Genomic DNA, 18,126 nt, shown 5'->3' with positions numbered 1-18,126 from the left:
TGGTGATCAAATTTATCGCCAAACAAAAATTACCACGAGTAAATGCCATGAATGCAAAACAAGTTTTATCAAAATGCCTCTCACTTGTCACCCCGTTAATGCACAAAACTCGCCGACAAAGTCTGTTCTCTGCAATTGAAAGCTCAATGAATGGTGGAGCATTATCAATCACAGGGCTTGGTCGTGATATTGAAAGTAAAGCCAAAGAAAAACATAAGATTAAGCGTGTTGATAGGCTTTGTAGTAATCCTCATCTTCATCGTGATATTGAGTTCATTTATACTCGTATGACCTGCTTGCTCCTCGGAAAAATGAAGCAACCCATCATTCATATCGATTGGTCAGATCTTGATGACCGTAAGCAGCATTTTCTCATTAGAGCATCTTTGGCGGCTCAAGGACGCTCATTGACACTTTATGAAGAAATACATCCGCTAAACAAAAAAGAAAAGCCTAAAACTCATCTACTCTTTCTGACCAAACTGAAGGCGATGCTACCTAGTGACTGCAAGCCTGTCATCGTGACTGATGCTGGATTTCGAATTCCATGGTTTAAACAAATACTGTCACTTGATTGGGATTATGTCGGGCGATTCAGAAACAGAACTCACTGTAAAAAGCATATTGGGGATGATTGGTTTCCAGTTAAAAATTTGTATGCTCAAGCAAACTCAAATGCCAAAAATCTCGGCATATATTACTTAGGTGAGCAAACTGCTTTTAAATCTCGCTTAGTGATTTTTAAACGCAACGCTAAAGGGCGAAAAGACAAAGTGGCTACAGGTGATAAAGCTAGACGGAGTAAACAGTCACGAACAAGTGCCGAGCGAGAAAAAGAGCCGTGGTTACTGGCAACATCGCTATGCAGTAGAAGAGATGCTGCTAAAAGAGTCGTTAAAATTTATGCGACGAGAATGCAGATAGAAGAGAGTTTTAGAGATGTTAAAACAGGGTTGAAAATGAATGATAGCGGAACAAGGATTCACCGTAAATTAGGCGTACTCCTGCTCATAGCTTGCTTATCACAATTTATACTTTACCTGCTTGGTTTGGCAGTAAAATCAGCTGATAAGCACAGGCAATATCAAGCTAACTCAATAAAGCATCGCAACGTGCTCTCAAACCAATTTATAGGATTAAGGGCCTACAAAGATAAGTCTTTGAGGCTACTGAAGTCTCACTGGCTAGCAGGAATTAAGATGCTACAATCGTTAATCAAGGATCCACAAGCATGCTATTAAATTCGTGGGGATCCCTCAGACTCTGACCCCATTTATTCCTAAACTCATCATAAGTAATTATTTATGATGGAAAATCTATCATTTCTGATTATTTAACCTGCTCGGTAATTCAAGTATATTCTATCTATTAATTTTCAGCCTATTTGGTAAGTATTAAATAGTTAAAGGCCTAGTTCTCTTGTCTATTTGACGTTAGATATGGCTATTATTGGCTGGCATAATACAAAAAAGTCCACTATATCAATTACCATCCCTTTATTTATCAAACGAAATAATCTTTTGATGTGCTATTGACTACGGAAGCGCCTTAAAAGTTAGTCTTGAAAAGGCTAATAAACGAACATCAAATAGGTTTTTGAGTTTTTAGGTCTCGTTTAGATGCACACTAATGGGTTACAGATTTTATAAGTCAGTTCTAATTAAAACGTTTAGACATTTACAAGGAGTAACAATGGCTAAGTTAGTAATCACTCAATCTGTAGGATTGGGCGGTGTAAACACACCGAATGATGTAAAAGCCGTGCAGGTAGCACTAAATAATTTATTAGGACTCATACCGCCCACAAGAAAATTGGCTGAAGACGGCAGATTGGGTGCTCGTCCAGAGAATTCAAAAACTGTAGCTGCGATTAAAATCTTTCAAAGTAAATCAGTTGCCATGGTTCGCCCTGACGGAAAAATAGATACTAACGGTCGCTCACATCGTAAGTTTAATGAAAAATTAAGCGCAATCGCGATGGCAGCAGTAGTACCTATTTCTGGTTCACTGAAAGTGATTTTGAAGAAAAACCTAGAGAAATATGAAGGGCGTGTGCCGCATATGTATTTAGATACTGTCGGTAAAGTCACTGTAGGTGTTGGGCATATGATGGTTGATGTTCAGGCTGCTCAAAAGGTACCTTTTGTGGTTAGTAGCACGGGAGTGCCGGCAACTGCTAAGCAGATTGAAGATGAGTTTAATGTAATACAGAAACGCCCATTTGGTAAAGCGGAAGGCTCTAAACGTTTCAAAGCATTTACCTCATTAGTACTAACAGATTCAATGATTGATAATCAAATTCAAAAACACATTTCCAGTTTTGAAATTGAGCTAAAACGTATTTATGGAGCTACTGAATTTGCGGCGTTTCCCAATGATGTTAAATTGGCATTGTTTGATATGATATTTAATTTAGGAATGACTAAGCTAAAAAATACCTTTCCTAATTTTAATAGGCACCTCAAAGCTGGTTATTTTAAAAGTGCCTCTCTAGAATCTTCACGTACAAAAATATCGGATGAACGTAATGCTTACGTTCGTAATTTATTAGGTAATGCAAAATGATAAAAAAAATTGCTCTGTTAGGTGCGTTAATTTTTGTAAATATAGCCTGTGCGAGTAACGAACAGTTCATAGATCCAAGTTATAGTGAACATAATAAGACAAATGGCTATTTTACGGAGCCAGTCATAGTAACAACTTCTGCCGAGATGGTTAGAGCATTAGCACTGCCATGGTATTTCTCTGACAATATGAGACATGACAACGGTAAAGTTGTTGATGTAAATAGTTGCGCCTCAATGATTGAATTAACAACACAAGGCTATTCAGCGTTGAAAGCGAATGAACAAGAAATGTTTGATGCGATGTTTCATATTTGCAAAACGTGGCAGATCATGGCTGATTTTAAGGCTTCGAAACAGTCTTTCCTCGGAGATATCGAGTTTAATAAAGCTTTTGCCGACATAACGCCACCTCAATTAGCATTGGTCATATCTAGAGATGATGAACGTCGTCTTGCTAAAGCGGCTAACTGGGAAGATATGAGCCAAATTAAGAGTGTGGAAAAGCTGAATAATGAACAGACTATTTTTGTCGATTCTACAGGCGGCAGACAAAAAATAACATTAATGGCAAAAGGCGATTATAACGGCGATGGTATTGAAGATGTGTTGTTTTATATGGAAAACAGTGTAGAAGGTGGGAGTTACTCCTCTGTGTACGCTTATGTATTAACTCGTCTATCTTCAGATGCCTCTTTTACCTTGTTAAAGCAATGGTAGTAAAACTAGCCCCATTTGATAGGGCAAGTGTTTAGCTGAATGATATTATTTTTTCTTCAGTCGAAGTTAAGCTCAGTATTTCATCACACTAATTTAACGTTTGCATTCTTGATAGTAAGCGATTTTGAATACTAATAAAGTGTTAGATTTAGAGTTTCATTTCATACAGTCTTCCTACATTGCCAATTTAAATTTATGATTAATATCAAGATGGTAAGAATAATAGCGTTAATAATTTTAGTTGTATTAGGATTGGGTTGTGTGAATGCAACTGGAAATATAGCACCATTATTACCATTAAATGCAGGTGAGTTTTTCCTAGAACAAACAAGGGAAACACACAATGCTGATGACTTCAAACTTTTACATAAAGACATATGGGGTTATGAAACAGAGCTGAAACATAATCACCATAAGAAGTTAACGGTTAATACCTGCGCAGATTTAGTTGCGAGTATAGATTTAGGGTATGAAGCTTCGCAGTCTGCGGATTATGGGGCCGTTATAATAGATTATAAAATATGTAAGTCATGGCAAGAATTATCCCTGTTTAAGCCGTCGCATCAAAGCTACCTTAGTGTTGTTAATTTGGACAAAAACTTTGCCAAACGTGTTCCGCCGCAATTAGCTTTAATTATCTCGAAGGATGATGAGCGTCGTCTGGTTGTAGCCACAAACTGGGATGAAATGAGTCACATCGTGAAGGTTGAAGCCATCGATGAAACTAGCGCAATTTTTGTTGATAATTCTGGAGGATCGCAAAGGCTTAATATAAGAGCTAAAGGTGACTATAATGGTGACGGTATTGAGGATATGCTTTTGAGCACCAGTAATACCGTCGAAGGTGGGAGCTACAATTCAGTCGATTACTTCATTCTTACGCGTCTATCTTCAGAAGCATCTTTTACCTTGTTAAAGCAATGGTAGTAAAACTAGCCCCATTTGATAGGGGCTAGTTTTTGATTTTACTATTATTTGCGGGTGATTTTGTCCAGATACCCATGGCAAAGGCCGATAACACAAAAGTGATGTGGGTCAAGATAAATGGCCTTACAGAGATAACGCTTTCAAAACATCACTTCGATCGACTAATGGTTTCTTAGCCTGTAAATGCTTCACAAAGTCATGGGCATTCATTCCTAACTGAGTTTTTTTGCTTAGTAGCAGCACCTCGAAGGATCAAAAAGTTAACGAGCTTACTATCATTAAACAATAAGGCAGCATGAAGTGGCGGCAGGCCACTAATCTCGCTCTCTGCATTTACTGAAGCACCATTTTTAATAAAACGGTCTAAGTAGAGATACTTTCTATCTTCATCCTGAACTCCGAATAGGGTTGCTATGCCTGCCCTAGATTCCAGTTCTTTAATATCAGAATCCCAATGAGTAAAGCTTTAACTTTCATCTCTCACCCCACACAATCTTAAAGCTGGTGATTTTAAAAGTGCCTCTTTAGAGTCTCCACGTGCAAAAATATCGGATGAACGTAATGCTTACGTTCGCAATTTATTAGGTAATGCAAAATGATTAAAAAAATTGCTCTGTTAGGTTTTTTGATTTTTTCCCACATAGCCTGTGCGAGTAACGAACAGTTTATAATAGCTCCTAGTTTTACAGAACATAATCGAACTAATGGTTATTTTATGGAGCCAGTAATTGCAACTACTTCAACCGATATGGCTGAAGCGTTGGATAAAGAATGGTTTTATTCAAAAACGATGAAGCGTGGTTTGGACATCGTTAATGTTAACAGTTGTGCGTCACTGATAGATCTCACTTCATCAGGGTATTTTGCTACAGAAAATAGTAAACAAGGAATGTTTGATGCCAAGCATACAGTTTGTATGACCTGGCAGATCATGGCTGATTTTAAGGCTTCGAAACAGTCTTTTCTTGGAAATATCGAGTTTAATAAAGCTTTTGCCGGCATAACGCCACCTCAATTAGCATTGGTCATATCTAGAGATGATGAACGTCTTCTTGCTAAAGCGGCTAGCTGGGAAGATATGAGCCAAATTAAGAGTGTGGAAAAGCTGAATATTGAACAGGCTATTTTTGTCGATTCTACAGGCGGCAGACAAAAAATAACATTAATGGCAAAAGGCGATTATAACGGCGATGGTATCGAAGATGTATTGTTTTATATTGAAAACAGCGTCGAGGGTGGGAGTTACTCCTCTGTGTATGCTTATGTGTTAACTCGTCTATCTTCAGGTGTCCCTTTTACCTTGTTAAAGCAATGGTAGTTAAACTGGCCCCATTTGATAGGGGCTTATTTTTAATTCTACTATTTTTGTGCGAGTGATTTTGTCCATGCCTCCCAGTAAAGGCCGATAATACAAAAGTGATGTGGATCAACATAAATGGCCTTACAGAGATAACGCTATCAAAACATCACTTCGATCGATTAATGGTTTCTTAGCCTGTAAATGCTTCACAAAGTCATGGGCATTCATTCCGAACTGAGTATTTTTTTGCTTAGTCTCAGCGCCTCGAAGGATCAAAAAGTGAACGAGCTTACTATCATTAAACAATAAGGCAGCATGAAGTGGCGGCAGGCCACTAATTACGCTCTCTGCATTTACTGATGCACCATTTTTAATAAAACTGTCTAAGTAGAGATACTTTCTATCTTCATCCTGAACTCCGAATAGGGTTGCTATGCCTGCCCTAGATTCGAGTTCTTTGATATCAGAATCCCTTAATCTAAAATTCATTAAGTATGCGTGACTAATTGCATTGGGAATATACAGGCCATCTTCACCCGCACCACTAATAATGACACTTTCAATCTTACTGTTTGATAATGTGTAAATAGCCCCTGCCACATAAGCAGCAATCAGTATTAGAATCCCAATGAGTAAAGCTTTAGCTTTCATCTCTCACCCCCACACAATTTTATTCTTATCATTAAGAGCCAGTATTCCAAAGTGTGGAGTCCCACCTTAGTAACACCGCTAGCCTGCATTTGTAACACCGTCAGAAAAGTAATCGCTAGTTAATTAGGTACTATGTCATAAATCTGTAATTAGTGGGGGCAGACTATGACCCCATTTACCAATGCTATCTGTACTATATAAGTCTGCTATTATTTGCGGGTAATTTTATCCAGATATCCCATGGCAAAGGCCGATAACACAAAAGTGATGTGGATAAGTAGATACCACATGATCTTGTCGTTCGCGATATTTTCGGCATTCATAAATACTTTAAGTAAGTGAATGGATGAAATTGCTACAATAGATGCGGCCACCTTGTTTTTAAGCGAACCTGTGTCCATCTTGCCAAGCCAGCTGAGTTTCTCACTGTTTTCGCCCACATCAAGCTGTGATACGAAGTTTTCGTAGCCTGAAAACATCACCATGATGAGCAGACCACCGACTAAGGTAATATCGATAAGTGATAGTGTGATTAGCACCAAATCAACTTCTGCTATCGAGAAGATATTGGGTAGGAGATGAAAGATCTCCTGAAAGAACTTTATGCCTAAGGCGAATAAGATTAGGCTTAATCCCAGATAAATAGGCGCCATGATCCAGCGTGATGCATACATCAATCTTTCAAACACTTTTTCCATAAAAAATTTAATCCTTCAGATAAAATAGGTAGAAATAACTCAAGTCACTCATTCTAAAACAATAACAAAATTAACGTTAACTGCGCCGACATGCAGTGGCACATGTGATGATGTGTTGCCTGTACACTTTGCATGATGCACAGTGTATTGCATTATGTTCTTAGTGGTTGATATTTAGTGAAGGCAGAGTAAGCGTTATTGCCGTCTAAATCATCTACTGTTTATTTATCGCAACAATTTTTAATCTAGGCCTCAGCTTTATTAATTATACTGCGTTGCTTGGTTATGTACTTCAACCGTTAAAAGAGGGACCTATTATTATGGATAAACATAATTCAAACGCGACGCGTAAAATGCCTTGGATTACGATAAGTGTTATTGCATCCATCGTCTTGCTGTTTGGACTGTTGCTAATGGTGATGCCCAAGGGGTTTAAGGCGACCCACGAACAAATCGGAACGGGTAAGCCTTCGGTAGTATTTGTTTATGATCCTAACCTTGTTGCGAGTATCAGCCAGACTGAGCAGATGAATGAAGCTCGTGCTCATCTTGGTGATAATGTGTTCTTTCTTCTTGCCAGAGTGGGTACTCCTGAGGGAAAGGCGTTCATCACTAAACATCGTGCCAGCGCTTCAGAGTTATTACTCTTTGACTCAGCAGGGATCCTAACTAAAAGGCAGCTCGCGGTGATAGATGCTAACGAGCTCATGCGGTGGGTACGCTAGTCATTTTGGAGTGATCGTTATCAGAGGTCGTCAGGGGCGAAGTAAACTTTATCTCTTTTGAATAAATGGGCTAAGAGTCTAGGAGCTCCCCCATAAATTTAATCGCATGCTTGCTAGTCGCTGACTAAGAATTGCAGTGTTTTCATTGCCGTAAGTCAGTAAGCTTTTTGCCGCTTCAAATGCCTATCTTTATCGATTTTAGTTTATAAAAATAAGCATTTGAATGTAAGCCAGCCATCGTCATTAACAATGGCTGTTTATAGGGGGGTTACTCTTCGGTAAAGTCCGCTGCAATCTTGTCTAATTCTTGCTGATTTTTAAGCTCGATTTGTTGCTGTCTTTTAATACTGACATCTTCTGCAAGCGCTGCCTGTCTTTCCTTAAGGCTATGTTTCTCATCTTTGGTCAGAAACTTAAACGCTTTATCATTGGCAAGTGCATACGCAACAACATCTTCGCCCTTTACCCTGCGTTCATCCACTCGTTGTGAAAAACGTTCGTTATCACGGGCTTTGCGTTCTTCGGCATTTAACTTACTCATTGTTGTATCCTCATTAGTTAATCACGGTAGCGTTTCACTACGCTCAGTCAAACAAATGAGAGTTGCACATTCATAAAGCTGATTGGTGCATTTTAGCATAAGTTGTCTCGCTAGCTGGAAATACGTGATGTTTGAGTAAACTTTTCATCAATCCATCAATCCATCAATCCATCAATCAATCAATCAATCATTAATCATTGAAGCGGTTTAATGCCATTGCTATGTTATGAGTGGCTTGTTTGGCGCGCGCGCTGAGCTTTGTTATTGAAATAAAGCCATGCATGCAATCGTCATAATGCTGGTGTTGTGTGTTGATGCCTGCTGCTTTTAGGCGTTGCGCATATGCTATGCCATCGTCTCTTAATGGATCGAAACCAAGGGTTAATATGTAGCTTTTGGGCGATTCGCTAATGTCTTTTGCTTGCAGTGGACTCACTAAGGGCAGGGTGACTTCGTCGAGAGAGTTTAAATAATGCAACCTGAAATAATCCATTAAATCGCGAGTGAGTATTAACTGCTTATTGAAACCTTGATAAGACTCAGTTAAGCCTTGCAGATCTGCCATTGGATAGATTAAAAACTGAAATGCGGGTTTTACTTTTGTCTTTACTGGCAGCGATGTTTGCAGAGAATTTAAGCCGATGATACATGCCAGATATCCGCCTGCGCTATCGCCGCCCACACCGATGTGTTCTGGGTTAATGTTAAATTGTTGATGATTGTCATTGATATAGTTCCACGCTTCAATGGCATCACAAATCGGGATGGGGAATTTATGTTCGGGTGCCAGCCGATAACCGACTGAGATAATGTTCATCTTGCCATGTTTAGCCAGGTAGCGGCAAAAGCGATCATGGGTGTTAATACTGCCAATGACGCAGCCGCCACCATGAAAGTACACCAGTGTTTTTTGAGGTGTTTTGGCGCTGGGATAATAGCTGCGAATGTTGATTGTGCTATTGCTAGTAACGCTGGCGCTATGTTCGTTCAAAGGAATAGTGCCCATAAGAGGAGTGCCAGTGCGCACTGGCACAGTTAAATTAACCACCTTATTCATTTCAATTTTAGTCAGCCCAAGTACTCGGTCCATCGCGAGAAATACATATCTGAATAATGTTACTGGCAACTTGTATAACGGTGCTAATGACAACATCTTTGCGGCCATTAATTGTTTAGCTTCAAGTTGAGGGGCTTGTAATGGTTTGCCTTGTAATTGCTCGATGGGTAGCTGTTTTTTGTGTGATTGAATGCCTTGTGCCGGTGGCTTGTTGAAACTGTCCATTTTAATGGGCCTTGTTGTTATTGTTACGCATTTAAAAAAGCTTTATCGGCTTAAAAACTTCATTGCTAGGCGATTGATAAGCGCTGGTGATACGTTACTTAATCCATGTAATAGCCCATAAAAAACACTCACCGTTCTGTGGGTTTTAGGCTGCCTTACTTGCTTATCTATCACTGCTACCACATCTTCTGCGGTGATATTAACACCGAGTCGTTGCATGACTTTTGCAGTGTTTTTCTGTGACTTAAGCATATTGGTGGCGACAAAGGGCGGCATAACATCGCATACACTGATGCCGTATTTTTGCCATTCTAGTTCTAGCGCCTCGGTAAGCGCTTTTACGGCAAACTTACTGGCCGAATAGCTGGCCAATTCTGGCACTCCGTAATCGCTGCTGGCTGACGACATATTGATAATGGTACTTGTGCCATTGTTGTTTAAATATGGCCATGCAGCATGACATAGGTTCATTACACCGATGACATTGACACTTAGCGTGCGCTGATGCTGTTCGATAGGTATGTCTTCAAAAGGACCTATCTCCAATATGCCGGCGTTATTGAGTAATACCGCTAAGCTATTATTATGTTCAGCACAAAATTCGGCCACAACATTTTGTGCTTGGGTAAAATCACTGACATCAAGTTGAAATAGCCGCACCCGAGCGTGATCCCATGGTTTGGTGACGTCTTTTAATAGCGCTAAATTTAGGTCGGCCATACCGACCCAGTAGCCCATTTTATGAAAGTGCCGTGCTGCCGCTAAGCCAATGCCGGAAGCCGCGCCGGTAATCAAGATGGTGTTTTTGTTCATCATAAAATCCAGTTAATCGTTACCGCTAATCGTTACCGCTAGTCGTTACCATTAGTCGCCAATTAAAATGATCGGGTATTAAGGTGTTCCATCTGCGGCTGTTTCATTTCATCCACCCATCGCTGCCAAGTATAAGGCCATAAAATTGGGTCGCCATCGGCATCTAAATACCAACTTTGGCATCCACCAACCCAGCTCGTACCCTTTAACCCTTCCTTTACGTAGGCATTAAAATCGTCAATGGCTTGTTGCTTGGCTTCAAACTCATCAAATTCATGGTCACGCCATTTATCAATCATTTTAATCACGTAATCAGCTTGAACCTCGCTCATGGCGATAACCGAAAAGTTACCAATTGGGGTATTGGGGCCGAGCATTAAAAAGAAGTTAGGGTAGTCGCTGAGCAGCATTGATCGATAGGCTTTGATCTTATGTTGCCAAGCTTTATCAATGTGTAAATTGTTACGCCCAATTAGATTCATTGGGCGCATAAAATTAAATGCATTAAACCCCGTCGATAAAACCAACACGTCTAGATCATGGTGTTTACCGTCTGTAGTGATAATGCCTGTTTCAGTTATGCGCTCAATGGCCGCTGTTATTAACTCAGCATTGGGTTTTTGAATGGCTTTATAAAAGGTGGTGTTGATAATGACCCGTTTACAGCCTACTTGATAATGAGGTCGTAGCTTTTCCCGTAAGGTTTTGTCTTTGATGCTTAATCGTAAATTGGCTTTACACAAAAAATTTAACACATGCTTTTGGATAAAGTGACCCGTTACCGCTTTGGTAAAAAAATGTTCTAGAAAGAACTTGCCCGTATTGCGATGAATTTTGGTGATGATGGGAAAGCGAGCCATTAACTTTCTGCTGGTGTTTGAAAAAGTAAAATCGGGCAGGTGCATTAGCCATTGTGGTGTGCGCTGAAAAACCGAGACTTTAGCACCGGTTTTAATCAATTCGGGTATGGCTTGTGCGGCGGTTGACCCTGTACCTATCACCCCAACCCGGGTTGCAGCGGATATGTCGACGTCGTGGTTCCATTGGGCGGTATGAAATGTCGTACCTTTAAAATCTGCTAGTCCGGGAATGTCTGGAAATTGCGGATGATGCAAAATGCCCGTGGCGCACACTATAAAATCGGCAATATAGGTTTGCTGTTGGCTGGTTTTTACGGTCCATTTGCCATTGGCATATTGTGCGTCAGTAACCGCTTCGTTAAAGCGGATGTCTCGTTTAACCTCATACTTATCTGCCACGTGCTCGAAGTATTGTTTAATCTCTGGTCCATGGGCAAAAAAGCGACTCCAGTTGGGATTAGGTTCAAATGAATAGGTATACATGTGAGCGGGTACATCGCAGGCAGCCCCTGGATAAGTGTTTTCTCGCCACGTTCCGCCGACGCAGTCTTTTTTCTCTAGAACTACAATGTCAGTGATACCAGCTTGGCGCAGTTTAATGGTCATTAAGATGCCCGTCATGCCTGCGCCAATGATGACAACCGAAGGGTTTCGCTTTACTTGGTTCATCGGGACCCTCAATGATGACTATCGTTATTCGCTGTTGTTATTGCTGCTTTGAGTAATAATGCCTCTAAGCATTCAAAGAATGTTAACGATTTGTATTATCCTTCCAGCATAGGAAACTATTGTTAATTGATCTACACGCTAAAGGGACGTATATTTGTGATTTTAAGACATGGCGGCCATCAGTTATGACATTTCGCAGCATTACCAGTGTGCAAATTATTGTTTCTTATGGCATCGAGCTGGGTATTGATGAGGATCGGTTGCTGCAAGGGTCGGGTCTGGTGAGCGCCCAATTAGCAGATCACGACCAACTGGTCGAAGGCAAACAAGAATTACAGGTGTTAAATAACCTCATGCTCAATACCTCATGCCCATTTAAGGTGGGAATGGCGTTAGGCTGCCGTTATCACCTGACCAGTTATGGCATCATGGGCTATGCCCTATTGGCGAGCAGTACTGCGAGAAAGGCAATTGAATTAGGCTTACGTTATCTAGATTTAACCTATGTTTTTTCACAGATAACATTAACTGAGCTTAAAGACGATTTATCCCTAAGGTTCTCATGCGACATTCCTGGTGAGTTAGGCGAACTGGTGTTAGTCAGAGACATGTTGGGCGCCGCTATGCTCCAACGAGAAGTATTTGAAAGTAACGACTGGCCGATACAATTGCAGTTTACGTCGCCCCAGCCCCCAGGCTTGTCACTCGAGGATATAAAGCAAAGACTGGGCGCTGAGATTGAGTTTAATGCCAGCTATAACGGTTTTGCTGGATTGGCACCGCTATTAGATTTGCCATTGATAAAAGCCAATGAAGCCACCGCCAGACTATGTGAAGCGCAATGCAGCCAACTACTGCAACAAAAGCAAAACTGGCAGCCTGTCGCTAAGTTGGTAAAAGACACCTTAGTACACTTAGGCTTAACAGCATCAATGCAAGACATCGCCCAGCATTTAGCGCGAACCACTCGCACTTTACATCGTCAACTAACACTAGAACAAACCAGTTGGCGCCAAGTGCGTGATGATGTTCGTTTTGGCATCGCCGAAGCGTTATTATTAACGCCGATACAACTTGATGAAATTGCTGAACGCCTTGGTTTTAGTGATGGGGCTAATTTTAGCCACAGCTTTAAGCGCTGCAAAAACATGACCCCAAGCCAGTATCGAAAGCAGGTAAAAAAACAGCGATAGCCACCTGTGCGACATAAGCAAAGAGCCGCTAAAATTTAAAACATAGAGCTTAAAATATAGAGCTTAGAGCCAAAATAAGTGGGTGCGAGCTTATAAAAACTTGGCTAAACTGTTAATCGACTTAGTAAAAAGAGTGAGTGTATATCGGCGTAACCAAGATGGCAGCTTTGAAGATGTCTTTAGGGTAACGTTATTTGAGCCCGAAAAATAAAGATCTCAATTAGCTTAATAAAATCCTTTTGCCGTTTAGCAGCGTACAAAGGGATAAGGAATTTATCAAAAAGGACTACAGATGCGTTATTTAATGATTATTGCAAGTTTATTGCTACTTAGTGCTTGTAGCACTAGTTATCCAAATCAGGCTATTACAGGGCAAGCTTTCCCGTCTGTATCAGGGCAAAACCTTGAAGAAAAGTCTATGACCTTGCCTGACGATTTAAAAGGTGAAGTGGCGTTATTATTGATCGGTTACAAGCAAGACTCTCAGTTTGACATTGATCGCTGGTTGATTGGTTTAGATATGACCCAAACTCAAGTTTCGGTATTTGAGGTTCCGACAATACAGGGACTGTTTCCTAGAATGTTCAGTACATTTATTGATAATGGCATGCGTTCAGGAATACCTAAACCGCTTTGGAAAGGCGTAGTTACTGTCTATAAAGATGGTGAAAAAGTACAAGCCTTTACCGGTAATGAAAAACCAAACAATACTCGAGTGGTGCTATTAAATGCACAAGGTAAAGTGATTTACTTTTATGACCAAGGCTTTTCAGTTGATGCACTCAATCAGTTAAGAGCAATGCTGTAATTGCCAGCTAAGTAACTAGTCTAGTCACTCGCTTAATTTTTAGTCTATTAGCCACTAAGCGACTAGCTTAATGGCTAGAGTGACCAACTTAGTTACGAGTCTCATTACTCGCTAAGTTACTCGCTTAAAGGCTAGAGCGACTAGCTTAGTTACAAATCTAGTTACTCGCTAAGCGCCTAATTTTAATCGCTAGCCTAAGTGCTGGGTATTCTTTGGCGTAACAACTGAATTAATGTTGGCGCGATAGAGGCTAAAATCATCCCGCTCATCAACAGATATTGCTGTGGTGTGTATGACTCACCCATTAATACCAGGCCGCAGACTATACCTGCTACTGGGTTGGCAATGCCGCCAAAAGTGAAGTCGACCACTGACATGCGTTGTAATAACCACACATACATACTGTAACCGAGTACGGTGTTGAGTAAGATTATCCAGCTGATGCCTAAACCATTAGTTAGACTAAATTGGTTTACCACATTGAGGTATTGCTCAGGTGAAAACAGTGCCTGAATTCCTGCTGCAACCAATAAGAATGCACCGCCGATAACGAGTTGCCAGGTTAATATTGTCCACCAATGAATCCGCGAACCTAACGATTTAGTTACCGTGCTGCCGATAATAATACAGCTGATAGCCGCCAGCATCGCCACTAATCCGATCGGATTTAAGCTGATCGAATTTGGATCAAACAGCATCCAAGCTAAGGCCATTAAGATAGCGCCAGAAAAGGCTTGCTGCAGATTCGGGCGCTTTTTACTGCTAACCCAATGAAATAACATCGCGAAAACCGGCACTGAAATCATACCAATACCAGAAATGGCCGACGGAAGTGTGAGTGCCATAATAAAAATCAAACTGAAAAATACCGCAATATTGATTGCGCCGAGTTTAATCAAAATGGGCCAGTCTGCCTTTAGAGGTCGGCTAGGTTTTATTGCCAATAATATCAGTCCAGCAGGCAACGCACGTAGGGCACCGAGTAATAATGGTGGCCAGTCGGGCAAGGTGAACTGGGTCATCGCATAAGTGGTACCCCAAAAAAATGCTGGGATCATGGCCAGTAAAATATTCATTAACTACCTTTGTATTAAATATCTTCACGTAAAGATAAGTATCAATTCTGAACCGTTAAGTTATTTTTGTAAAGTACCTTTTTATGAAGTATCTTTACATTAAGTTTTTAACTTGTGTTTTGAGTGGCAAATGATAAGGGTGAGGTATGGAGGATATTGATAGAGTGGTAGCACAATGGGGCGAACAAAAGCCGCATTTAGATACGCTACCAATGGCGTTACTTGGGCGCTTTTTGCGTTTGCAAAAACACATTGAAGCCGAAATATCCGCTTGCCATAAACAGTTTGGCTTGACCATGGGTGAGTTTGATGTGCTGGCGACATTAAGACGTGCAGGTAAGCCTTATATCTTAACCCCTTCAGGGTTATTATCGTCAATGATGTTAACCTCTGGCGCGATGACAAATCGTTTAGATAAGCTTGAATATAAAGACTTAATTGCACGTGTACACAGCACTGAAGACAGGCGCAGTGTCTCGGTTGGCTTGACTGAAAAAGGTCTTGTCACCATAGATGAAGTGATTGAACAGCACGTGAAAATTCAGCACAAACTGGTCCAAAGCCTGTCTGATGCTGAAGTGCCCGAATTGAACCAACTACTCAAAAATTGGTTAACTGCTTTTGAGGGACGCCAATAGTGGGTCTATTGTAAGTCAATAACACGCAGTTATCAGGTCAAAGTGCTGTTTAATAAACGTTTATTATCCCGAGTTAAGATATGCTATAAAAAACGGCCAGTGTCTTTAAGACCCTAGCCGTTTTTGTTATTGCAGGTTGAAAAGGCTTTGCGCTTATGGCTGTAGCTGCGCTTTTGCTGCTTCAACTTTTGAAAAGTCTAAACCCAGTTCATCGACTGCTTCTTTGATTAAGGTTGGGTTTTGCATAACCATGCCCATCAATTGTTGTAGCTTATCCGCAGGGATCCCTAACTGGCCAATAGTCGCCATTGCGGCAAATGGGTTTTCAGTCAACGTCTGGAACAGCTCATTAATTTGCGCGTCACTGATATTGTGTTCTTTGAAGATGGCAAGAATAGGGTTCATTACGATACCTTGTGTGATCGTTGATGTTAAACATAGGCTAATTCTACCACATAACTGCGGTAGTAAGTTTTCATGGCGCTGGATACCAAGCCGTTAAGCTTGATCTGTATAAATGGCCCGACCGCAAGTGATATGCGCTCGGGCCATTTATCCGTTATTTTTCAGCGGCGCAACGTGCTTGCGACAACGAGGTGGTATTGCCGCTTTGCACATGACGCAATAGGCAATTATCGCCTTGTTGAAGCAGTTGCACAGTGACTGGCATCTCAGTACTGCGCCCCATTATGAGCAAACCATTAGCATCCTTGTGCTGCGCACGTTCAATCACTTCTTGGCTCAACTGTGTGAAGGCATCGTCTGCGATTAATACATTACTTGCCCCTAACAAAGTTGCCAATGCTTGTTGTAACTCAGCATGGATTTGGCTGCTTGGGTTGGTCAGTGTTGCACGTTGCATTTGGGCTGGCGACTCGTTTGCCGTTGCACCACAGCCGCCCACCGCCAATATCGCCAGTATGCCAATTAATTGCTTTAGCATTATTGCTCCAAAGCCAATGGCGTGAGAATACGGTTATTTTTAAGCACATTTTGATTACGTGTGTCTTGCAGCATAAAGCCTGGGTCGACAAAGGGATCTTGTGCTGGTGCGCGTGCGACTGCAGTTGCTGTCGATGGGCAGCGGTTGTTGTCGCGATAAAATAAGGCTGCACTCAATAATCTTTCGTTGGTATCACCTAATGCGTGCCCAAGGTCGTCGGCTAGCTCGCAACCTGGTACTTCGCTGTCTACGGTTGGATTGGTTGATGGCATAAAACCGTCAGAATACTCGCCAAAGCCTTTATCATTTACCCCTTTAAACTGGATGGTAAAATATGTTGTGTCGCAGTTATTGGTGGGGTAAAAGCCGTATGGTTTTCCACAGGTGGTCTCGCCGAGTTGAATTACCTCAACATCAATACCGCGAAGGGCATTCATTAAGGCTTCACTGGCAGAACAGGTACCTGGCGTTGTTAGTACAAATACCCGCTTAAGATTTAACGAAGGCAGTGGGACTCCGCTGCTAAGCAATGAAGTATTAAATCCAATTGATTCAGGAATAAACGGCATCGGCGTTAAGGCTTCGCGGGTAACGGGATTAACGGTAGGGTATTTGTCATTAAAGCTGGTGCGTTCAAATACTCGGTTGGCTGTAGCATTATCGCCGGCAATCATGTAGCCCATTTGGCTGGCGAGGGCTAACAATCCGCCGCCGTTATAGCGAATATCCACGACTAAATCGTCAACTTGCGCGTTGCTGAGCAAAGTCATGGCATCGTATAAACCTTTTTCAGCGGTTGCGATGTGGGCGTTAAATTGTAAATAACCCACTTTGCCACTAGCCGTTTGAATGATTTTGGTGTTTTGTACTGGTGTTGATACCACAGTGCTAGCAGAGAGTGTCACGGTGCGGTCTGTTTGTGCATCTAAATCACGAAGCGTAAACACGGTTTGCTTGCCACTGGTGCTGGGGAATAAACCTGCATTTATGGTGTCGATACTGCCGCTGTCATTGGCATCTGCGACGCTTACGCCGTCAACAGTGACAATAATAGCGCCACGGCTAATGTCTGCATCACTCGCTGGCGAGTTGGGTTCGTTGTAAGCCACAGTGACTTGTCGTGAAATACCTGCTGAAGCGTTACGCAAATTTAGCGTCATGCCATAACCAACCGAGGCGCCGGATCCATTGAGTAATTCCCATTCTGCTGTCGACATGGAAAAGTGAAAGTTATCTTTGAGGTTACCAGTGTCAGACAATTCTTCTGTTTTAAGCAGTTCAAAATATTCTGCTACGTTATAGGGCGCCGGATCGCGATCAATAATTTCGTTGTACCACAGGTAGGTGTCATTACTCCATGAGCGGAGCCACAGCTTTTGGGTTAATGGCGCGCTGCACTGATTTGCTAAGGTCGAATCGTCAGCAAATTGGCCTGCAACCCACTGAGGTGAGGTAGACCCTGTATTGGTGCTGTCATCGCCGCCAGATGAACCGCCACAAGCGGTTAATAGCAGCAAGCTGGCGCTGATAATCAATGGGGCTAATATGTGTCTAGGGAGTAACTTCATCATAATCCTTTAATATACTCAGATGTCATGGTTAATTTGAGTCTTTTATTATTTACAACTTTATTACAATTGACTTGATTTGTAACTCGGTTTATTGAACAAAGATAAGATTTAACAACCATGCTATCTGCGGGGTAATGATACTTTTAT

Annotated in this window: 20 protein-coding genes; 9 read left to right on the top strand and 11 right to left on the bottom strand. The window is 41.4% G+C overall.

Annotated features, from left to right (window positions below; translation table 11 throughout):
• The first annotated feature begins 47 nt into the window (after nucleotides 1-47).
• The 4 genes from AAEY93_RS01575 to AAEY93_RS01560 all read left to right on the top strand — a co-directional run bounded on the left by AAEY93_RS01575 (nucleotide 48) and on the right by AAEY93_RS01560 (nucleotide 4,211).
• Complete coding sequence (locus tag AAEY93_RS01575; protein WP_351074718.1) at nucleotides 48-1,241, top strand: IS4 family transposase; 1,194 nt, start codon at nucleotides 48-50, stop codon at nucleotides 1,239-1,241.
• Between the two features lie 451 nt (nucleotides 1,242-1,692).
• The gene (locus AAEY93_RS01570) at nucleotides 1,693-2,565 is read left to right on the top strand and encodes a hypothetical protein (RefSeq protein WP_351074592.1); all 873 of its coding nucleotides are present in this window, start codon (nucleotides 1,693-1,695) and stop codon (nucleotides 2,563-2,565) included.
• On the top strand, nucleotides 2,562-3,284 hold the full coding sequence (locus tag AAEY93_RS01565; protein ID WP_351074590.1) for a hypothetical protein: 723 nt from the start codon (nucleotides 2,562-2,564) through the stop codon (nucleotides 3,282-3,284). Before AAEY93_RS01570 ends, AAEY93_RS01565 begins: the two co-directional genes overlap by 4 nt.
• A gap of 261 nt (nucleotides 3,285-3,545) precedes the next feature.
• Entirely contained in the window at nucleotides 3,546-4,211 is a 666-nt protein-coding gene (locus tag AAEY93_RS01560) for a hypothetical protein (protein WP_351074588.1), read from the top strand.
• Between the two features lie 196 nt (nucleotides 4,212-4,407).
• On the opposite strand, the gene AAEY93_RS21250 is transcribed toward AAEY93_RS01560, so the two are convergent.
• Nucleotides 4,408-4,626: an ankyrin repeat domain-containing protein gene (locus AAEY93_RS21250; RefSeq protein WP_502959545.1), complete on the bottom strand. Its 219-nt coding sequence runs from the start codon at nucleotides 4,624-4,626 to the stop codon at nucleotides 4,408-4,410.
• Nucleotides 4,627-4,806: 180 nt separating this feature from the next.
• On the opposite strand from AAEY93_RS21250, the gene AAEY93_RS01555 reads away from it, so the two are divergent.
• Complete coding sequence (locus AAEY93_RS01555) at nucleotides 4,807-5,529, top strand: hypothetical protein (protein ID WP_351074586.1); 723 nt, start codon at nucleotides 4,807-4,809, stop codon at nucleotides 5,527-5,529.
• A 123-nt stretch (nucleotides 5,530-5,652) separates the two neighbouring features.
• Here the strand turns inward: AAEY93_RS01555 and AAEY93_RS01550 are convergent, their stop codons facing one another.
• Nucleotides 5,653-6,162: an ankyrin repeat domain-containing protein gene (locus AAEY93_RS01550; protein ID WP_351074584.1), complete on the bottom strand. Its 510-nt coding sequence runs from the start codon at nucleotides 6,160-6,162 to the stop codon at nucleotides 5,653-5,655.
• 209 nt (nucleotides 6,163-6,371) lie between these two features.
• Nucleotides 6,372-6,860: a TIGR00645 family protein gene (locus AAEY93_RS01545; RefSeq protein WP_351074582.1), complete on the bottom strand. Its 489-nt coding sequence runs from the start codon at nucleotides 6,858-6,860 to the stop codon at nucleotides 6,372-6,374.
• A gap of 320 nt (nucleotides 6,861-7,180) precedes the next feature.
• Between AAEY93_RS01545 and AAEY93_RS01540 the strand changes: the two genes are divergently transcribed.
• Nucleotides 7,181-7,585, top strand: a complete 405-nt coding sequence (locus AAEY93_RS01540) for a hypothetical protein (protein ID WP_335687162.1) — start codon at nucleotides 7,181-7,183, stop codon at nucleotides 7,583-7,585.
• Between the two features lie 268 nt (nucleotides 7,586-7,853).
• Here AAEY93_RS01540 and AAEY93_RS01535 read toward each other — a convergent pair whose 3' ends face one another.
• The 4 genes from AAEY93_RS01535 to AAEY93_RS01520 form a co-directional block, all read right to left on the bottom strand.
• Complete coding sequence (locus AAEY93_RS01535) at nucleotides 7,854-8,126, bottom strand: DNA polymerase III subunit epsilon (RefSeq protein WP_351074580.1); 273 nt, start codon at nucleotides 8,124-8,126, stop codon at nucleotides 7,854-7,856.
• 190 nt (nucleotides 8,127-8,316) lie between these two features.
• Nucleotides 8,317-9,408: an alpha/beta hydrolase gene (locus AAEY93_RS01530; protein WP_351074578.1), complete on the bottom strand. Its 1,092-nt coding sequence runs from the start codon at nucleotides 9,406-9,408 to the stop codon at nucleotides 8,317-8,319.
• Between the two features lie 42 nt (nucleotides 9,409-9,450).
• A complete protein-coding gene (locus tag AAEY93_RS01525) occupies nucleotides 9,451-10,224 on the bottom strand; it encodes an SDR family oxidoreductase (protein ID WP_351074576.1) in 774 nt (257 codons plus the stop codon).
• A gap of 59 nt (nucleotides 10,225-10,283) precedes the next feature.
• On the bottom strand, nucleotides 10,284-11,750 hold the full coding sequence (locus AAEY93_RS01520) for a flavin-containing monooxygenase (protein WP_351074574.1): 1,467 nt from the start codon (nucleotides 11,748-11,750) through the stop codon (nucleotides 10,284-10,286).
• 185 nt (nucleotides 11,751-11,935) lie between these two features.
• Between AAEY93_RS01520 and AAEY93_RS01515 the strand changes: the two genes are divergently transcribed.
• Together AAEY93_RS01515 and AAEY93_RS01510 are read left to right on the top strand one after the other, a co-directional pair.
• Nucleotides 11,936-12,943, top strand: a complete 1,008-nt coding sequence (locus AAEY93_RS01515; RefSeq protein WP_351074572.1) for an AraC family transcriptional regulator — start codon at nucleotides 11,936-11,938, stop codon at nucleotides 12,941-12,943.
• Nucleotides 12,944-13,235: 292 nt separating this feature from the next.
• Nucleotides 13,236-13,751 (top strand): hypothetical protein, encoded by a 516-nt coding sequence (locus AAEY93_RS01510; protein WP_101033905.1) that lies wholly within the window; start codon nucleotides 13,236-13,238, stop codon nucleotides 13,749-13,751.
• A gap of 194 nt (nucleotides 13,752-13,945) precedes the next feature.
• On the opposite strand, the gene AAEY93_RS01505 is transcribed toward AAEY93_RS01510, so the two are convergent.
• Nucleotides 13,946-14,827, bottom strand: coding sequence for an EamA family transporter (locus AAEY93_RS01505; RefSeq protein ID WP_124012624.1), 882 nt, complete (start codon nucleotides 14,825-14,827; stop codon nucleotides 13,946-13,948).
• Nucleotides 14,828-14,973: 146 nt separating this feature from the next.
• Here AAEY93_RS01505 and AAEY93_RS01500 point away from each other — a divergent pair, with 146 nt between their 5' ends.
• Entirely contained in the window at nucleotides 14,974-15,465 is a 492-nt protein-coding gene (locus AAEY93_RS01500; protein WP_124012623.1) for a MarR family winged helix-turn-helix transcriptional regulator, read from the top strand.
• A 153-nt stretch (nucleotides 15,466-15,618) separates the two neighbouring features.
• On the opposite strand, the gene AAEY93_RS01495 is transcribed toward AAEY93_RS01500, so the two are convergent.
• From AAEY93_RS01495 to AAEY93_RS01485, 3 genes are all read right to left on the bottom strand, one after another.
• The gene (locus tag AAEY93_RS01495) at nucleotides 15,619-15,870 is read right to left on the bottom strand and encodes a DUF2999 family protein (protein ID WP_101033909.1); all 252 of its coding nucleotides are present in this window, start codon (nucleotides 15,868-15,870) and stop codon (nucleotides 15,619-15,621) included.
• Nucleotides 15,871-16,024: 154 nt separating this feature from the next.
• Nucleotides 16,025-16,408, bottom strand: coding sequence for a hypothetical protein (locus AAEY93_RS01490; protein ID WP_351074569.1), 384 nt, complete (start codon nucleotides 16,406-16,408; stop codon nucleotides 16,025-16,027).
• Nucleotides 16,408-17,976: a S41 family peptidase gene (locus AAEY93_RS01485; RefSeq protein ID WP_124012694.1), complete on the bottom strand. Its 1,569-nt coding sequence runs from the start codon at nucleotides 17,974-17,976 to the stop codon at nucleotides 16,408-16,410. Before AAEY93_RS01485 ends, AAEY93_RS01490 begins: the two co-directional genes overlap by 1 nt.
• Nucleotides 17,977-18,126 lie beyond the last annotated feature (150 nt).

The organism is Shewanella sp. CAL98-MNA-CIBAN-0140 (genome assembly GCF_040309905.1).
GTDB lineage: Bacteria > Pseudomonadota > Gammaproteobacteria > Enterobacterales > Shewanellaceae > Shewanella > Shewanella psychromarinicola.
The sequence above is the reverse complement of the archived record's forward strand: the minus strand, read 5'-3'. Positions and strand labels throughout refer to the sequence as shown.

Coding starts and splice junctions, on each gene's coding strand:
- AAEY93_RS01550 (WP_351074584.1), bottom strand. CDS start 6,162: ATGAAAGCTAAAGCTTTACTCATTGGGATTCTAATACTGATTGCTGCT.
- AAEY93_RS01555 (WP_351074586.1), top strand. CDS start 4,807: ATGATTAAAAAAATTGCTCTGTTAGGTTTTTTGATTTTTTCCCACATA.
- AAEY93_RS01565 (WP_351074590.1), top strand. CDS start 2,562: ATGATAAAAAAAATTGCTCTGTTAGGTGCGTTAATTTTTGTAAATATA.
- AAEY93_RS01500 (WP_124012623.1), top strand. CDS start 14,974: ATGGAGGATATTGATAGAGTGGTAGCACAATGGGGCGAACAAAAGCCG.
- AAEY93_RS01485 (WP_124012694.1), bottom strand. CDS start 17,976: ATGAAGTTACTCCCTAGACACATATTAGCCCCATTGATTATCAGCGCC.
- AAEY93_RS01495 (WP_101033909.1), bottom strand. CDS start 15,870: ATGAACCCTATTCTTGCCATCTTCAAAGAACACAATATCAGTGACGCG.
- AAEY93_RS01510 (WP_101033905.1), top strand. CDS start 13,236: ATGCGTTATTTAATGATTATTGCAAGTTTATTGCTACTTAGTGCTTGT.
- AAEY93_RS01540 (WP_335687162.1), top strand. CDS start 7,181: ATGGATAAACATAATTCAAACGCGACGCGTAAAATGCCTTGGATTACG.
- AAEY93_RS01505 (WP_124012624.1), bottom strand. CDS start 14,827: ATGAATATTTTACTGGCCATGATCCCAGCATTTTTTTGGGGTACCACT.
- AAEY93_RS01545 (WP_351074582.1), bottom strand. CDS start 6,860: ATGGAAAAAGTGTTTGAAAGATTGATGTATGCATCACGCTGGATCATG.
- AAEY93_RS01575 (WP_351074718.1), top strand. CDS start 48: ATGAATGCAAAACAAGTTTTATCAAAATGCCTCTCACTTGTCACCCCG.
- AAEY93_RS01490 (WP_351074569.1), bottom strand. CDS start 16,408: ATGCTAAAGCAATTAATTGGCATACTGGCGATATTGGCGGTGGGCGGC.
- AAEY93_RS01525 (WP_351074576.1), bottom strand. CDS start 10,224: ATGATGAACAAAAACACCATCTTGATTACCGGCGCGGCTTCCGGCATT.
- AAEY93_RS01530 (WP_351074578.1), bottom strand. CDS start 9,408: ATGGACAGTTTCAACAAGCCACCGGCACAAGGCATTCAATCACACAAA.
- AAEY93_RS01520 (WP_351074574.1), bottom strand. CDS start 11,750: ATGAACCAAGTAAAGCGAAACCCTTCGGTTGTCATCATTGGCGCAGGC.
- AAEY93_RS01535 (WP_351074580.1), bottom strand. CDS start 8,126: ATGAGTAAGTTAAATGCCGAAGAACGCAAAGCCCGTGATAACGAACGT.
- AAEY93_RS01570 (WP_351074592.1), top strand. CDS start 1,693: ATGGCTAAGTTAGTAATCACTCAATCTGTAGGATTGGGCGGTGTAAAC.
- AAEY93_RS01515 (WP_351074572.1), top strand. CDS start 11,936: ATGACATTTCGCAGCATTACCAGTGTGCAAATTATTGTTTCTTATGGC.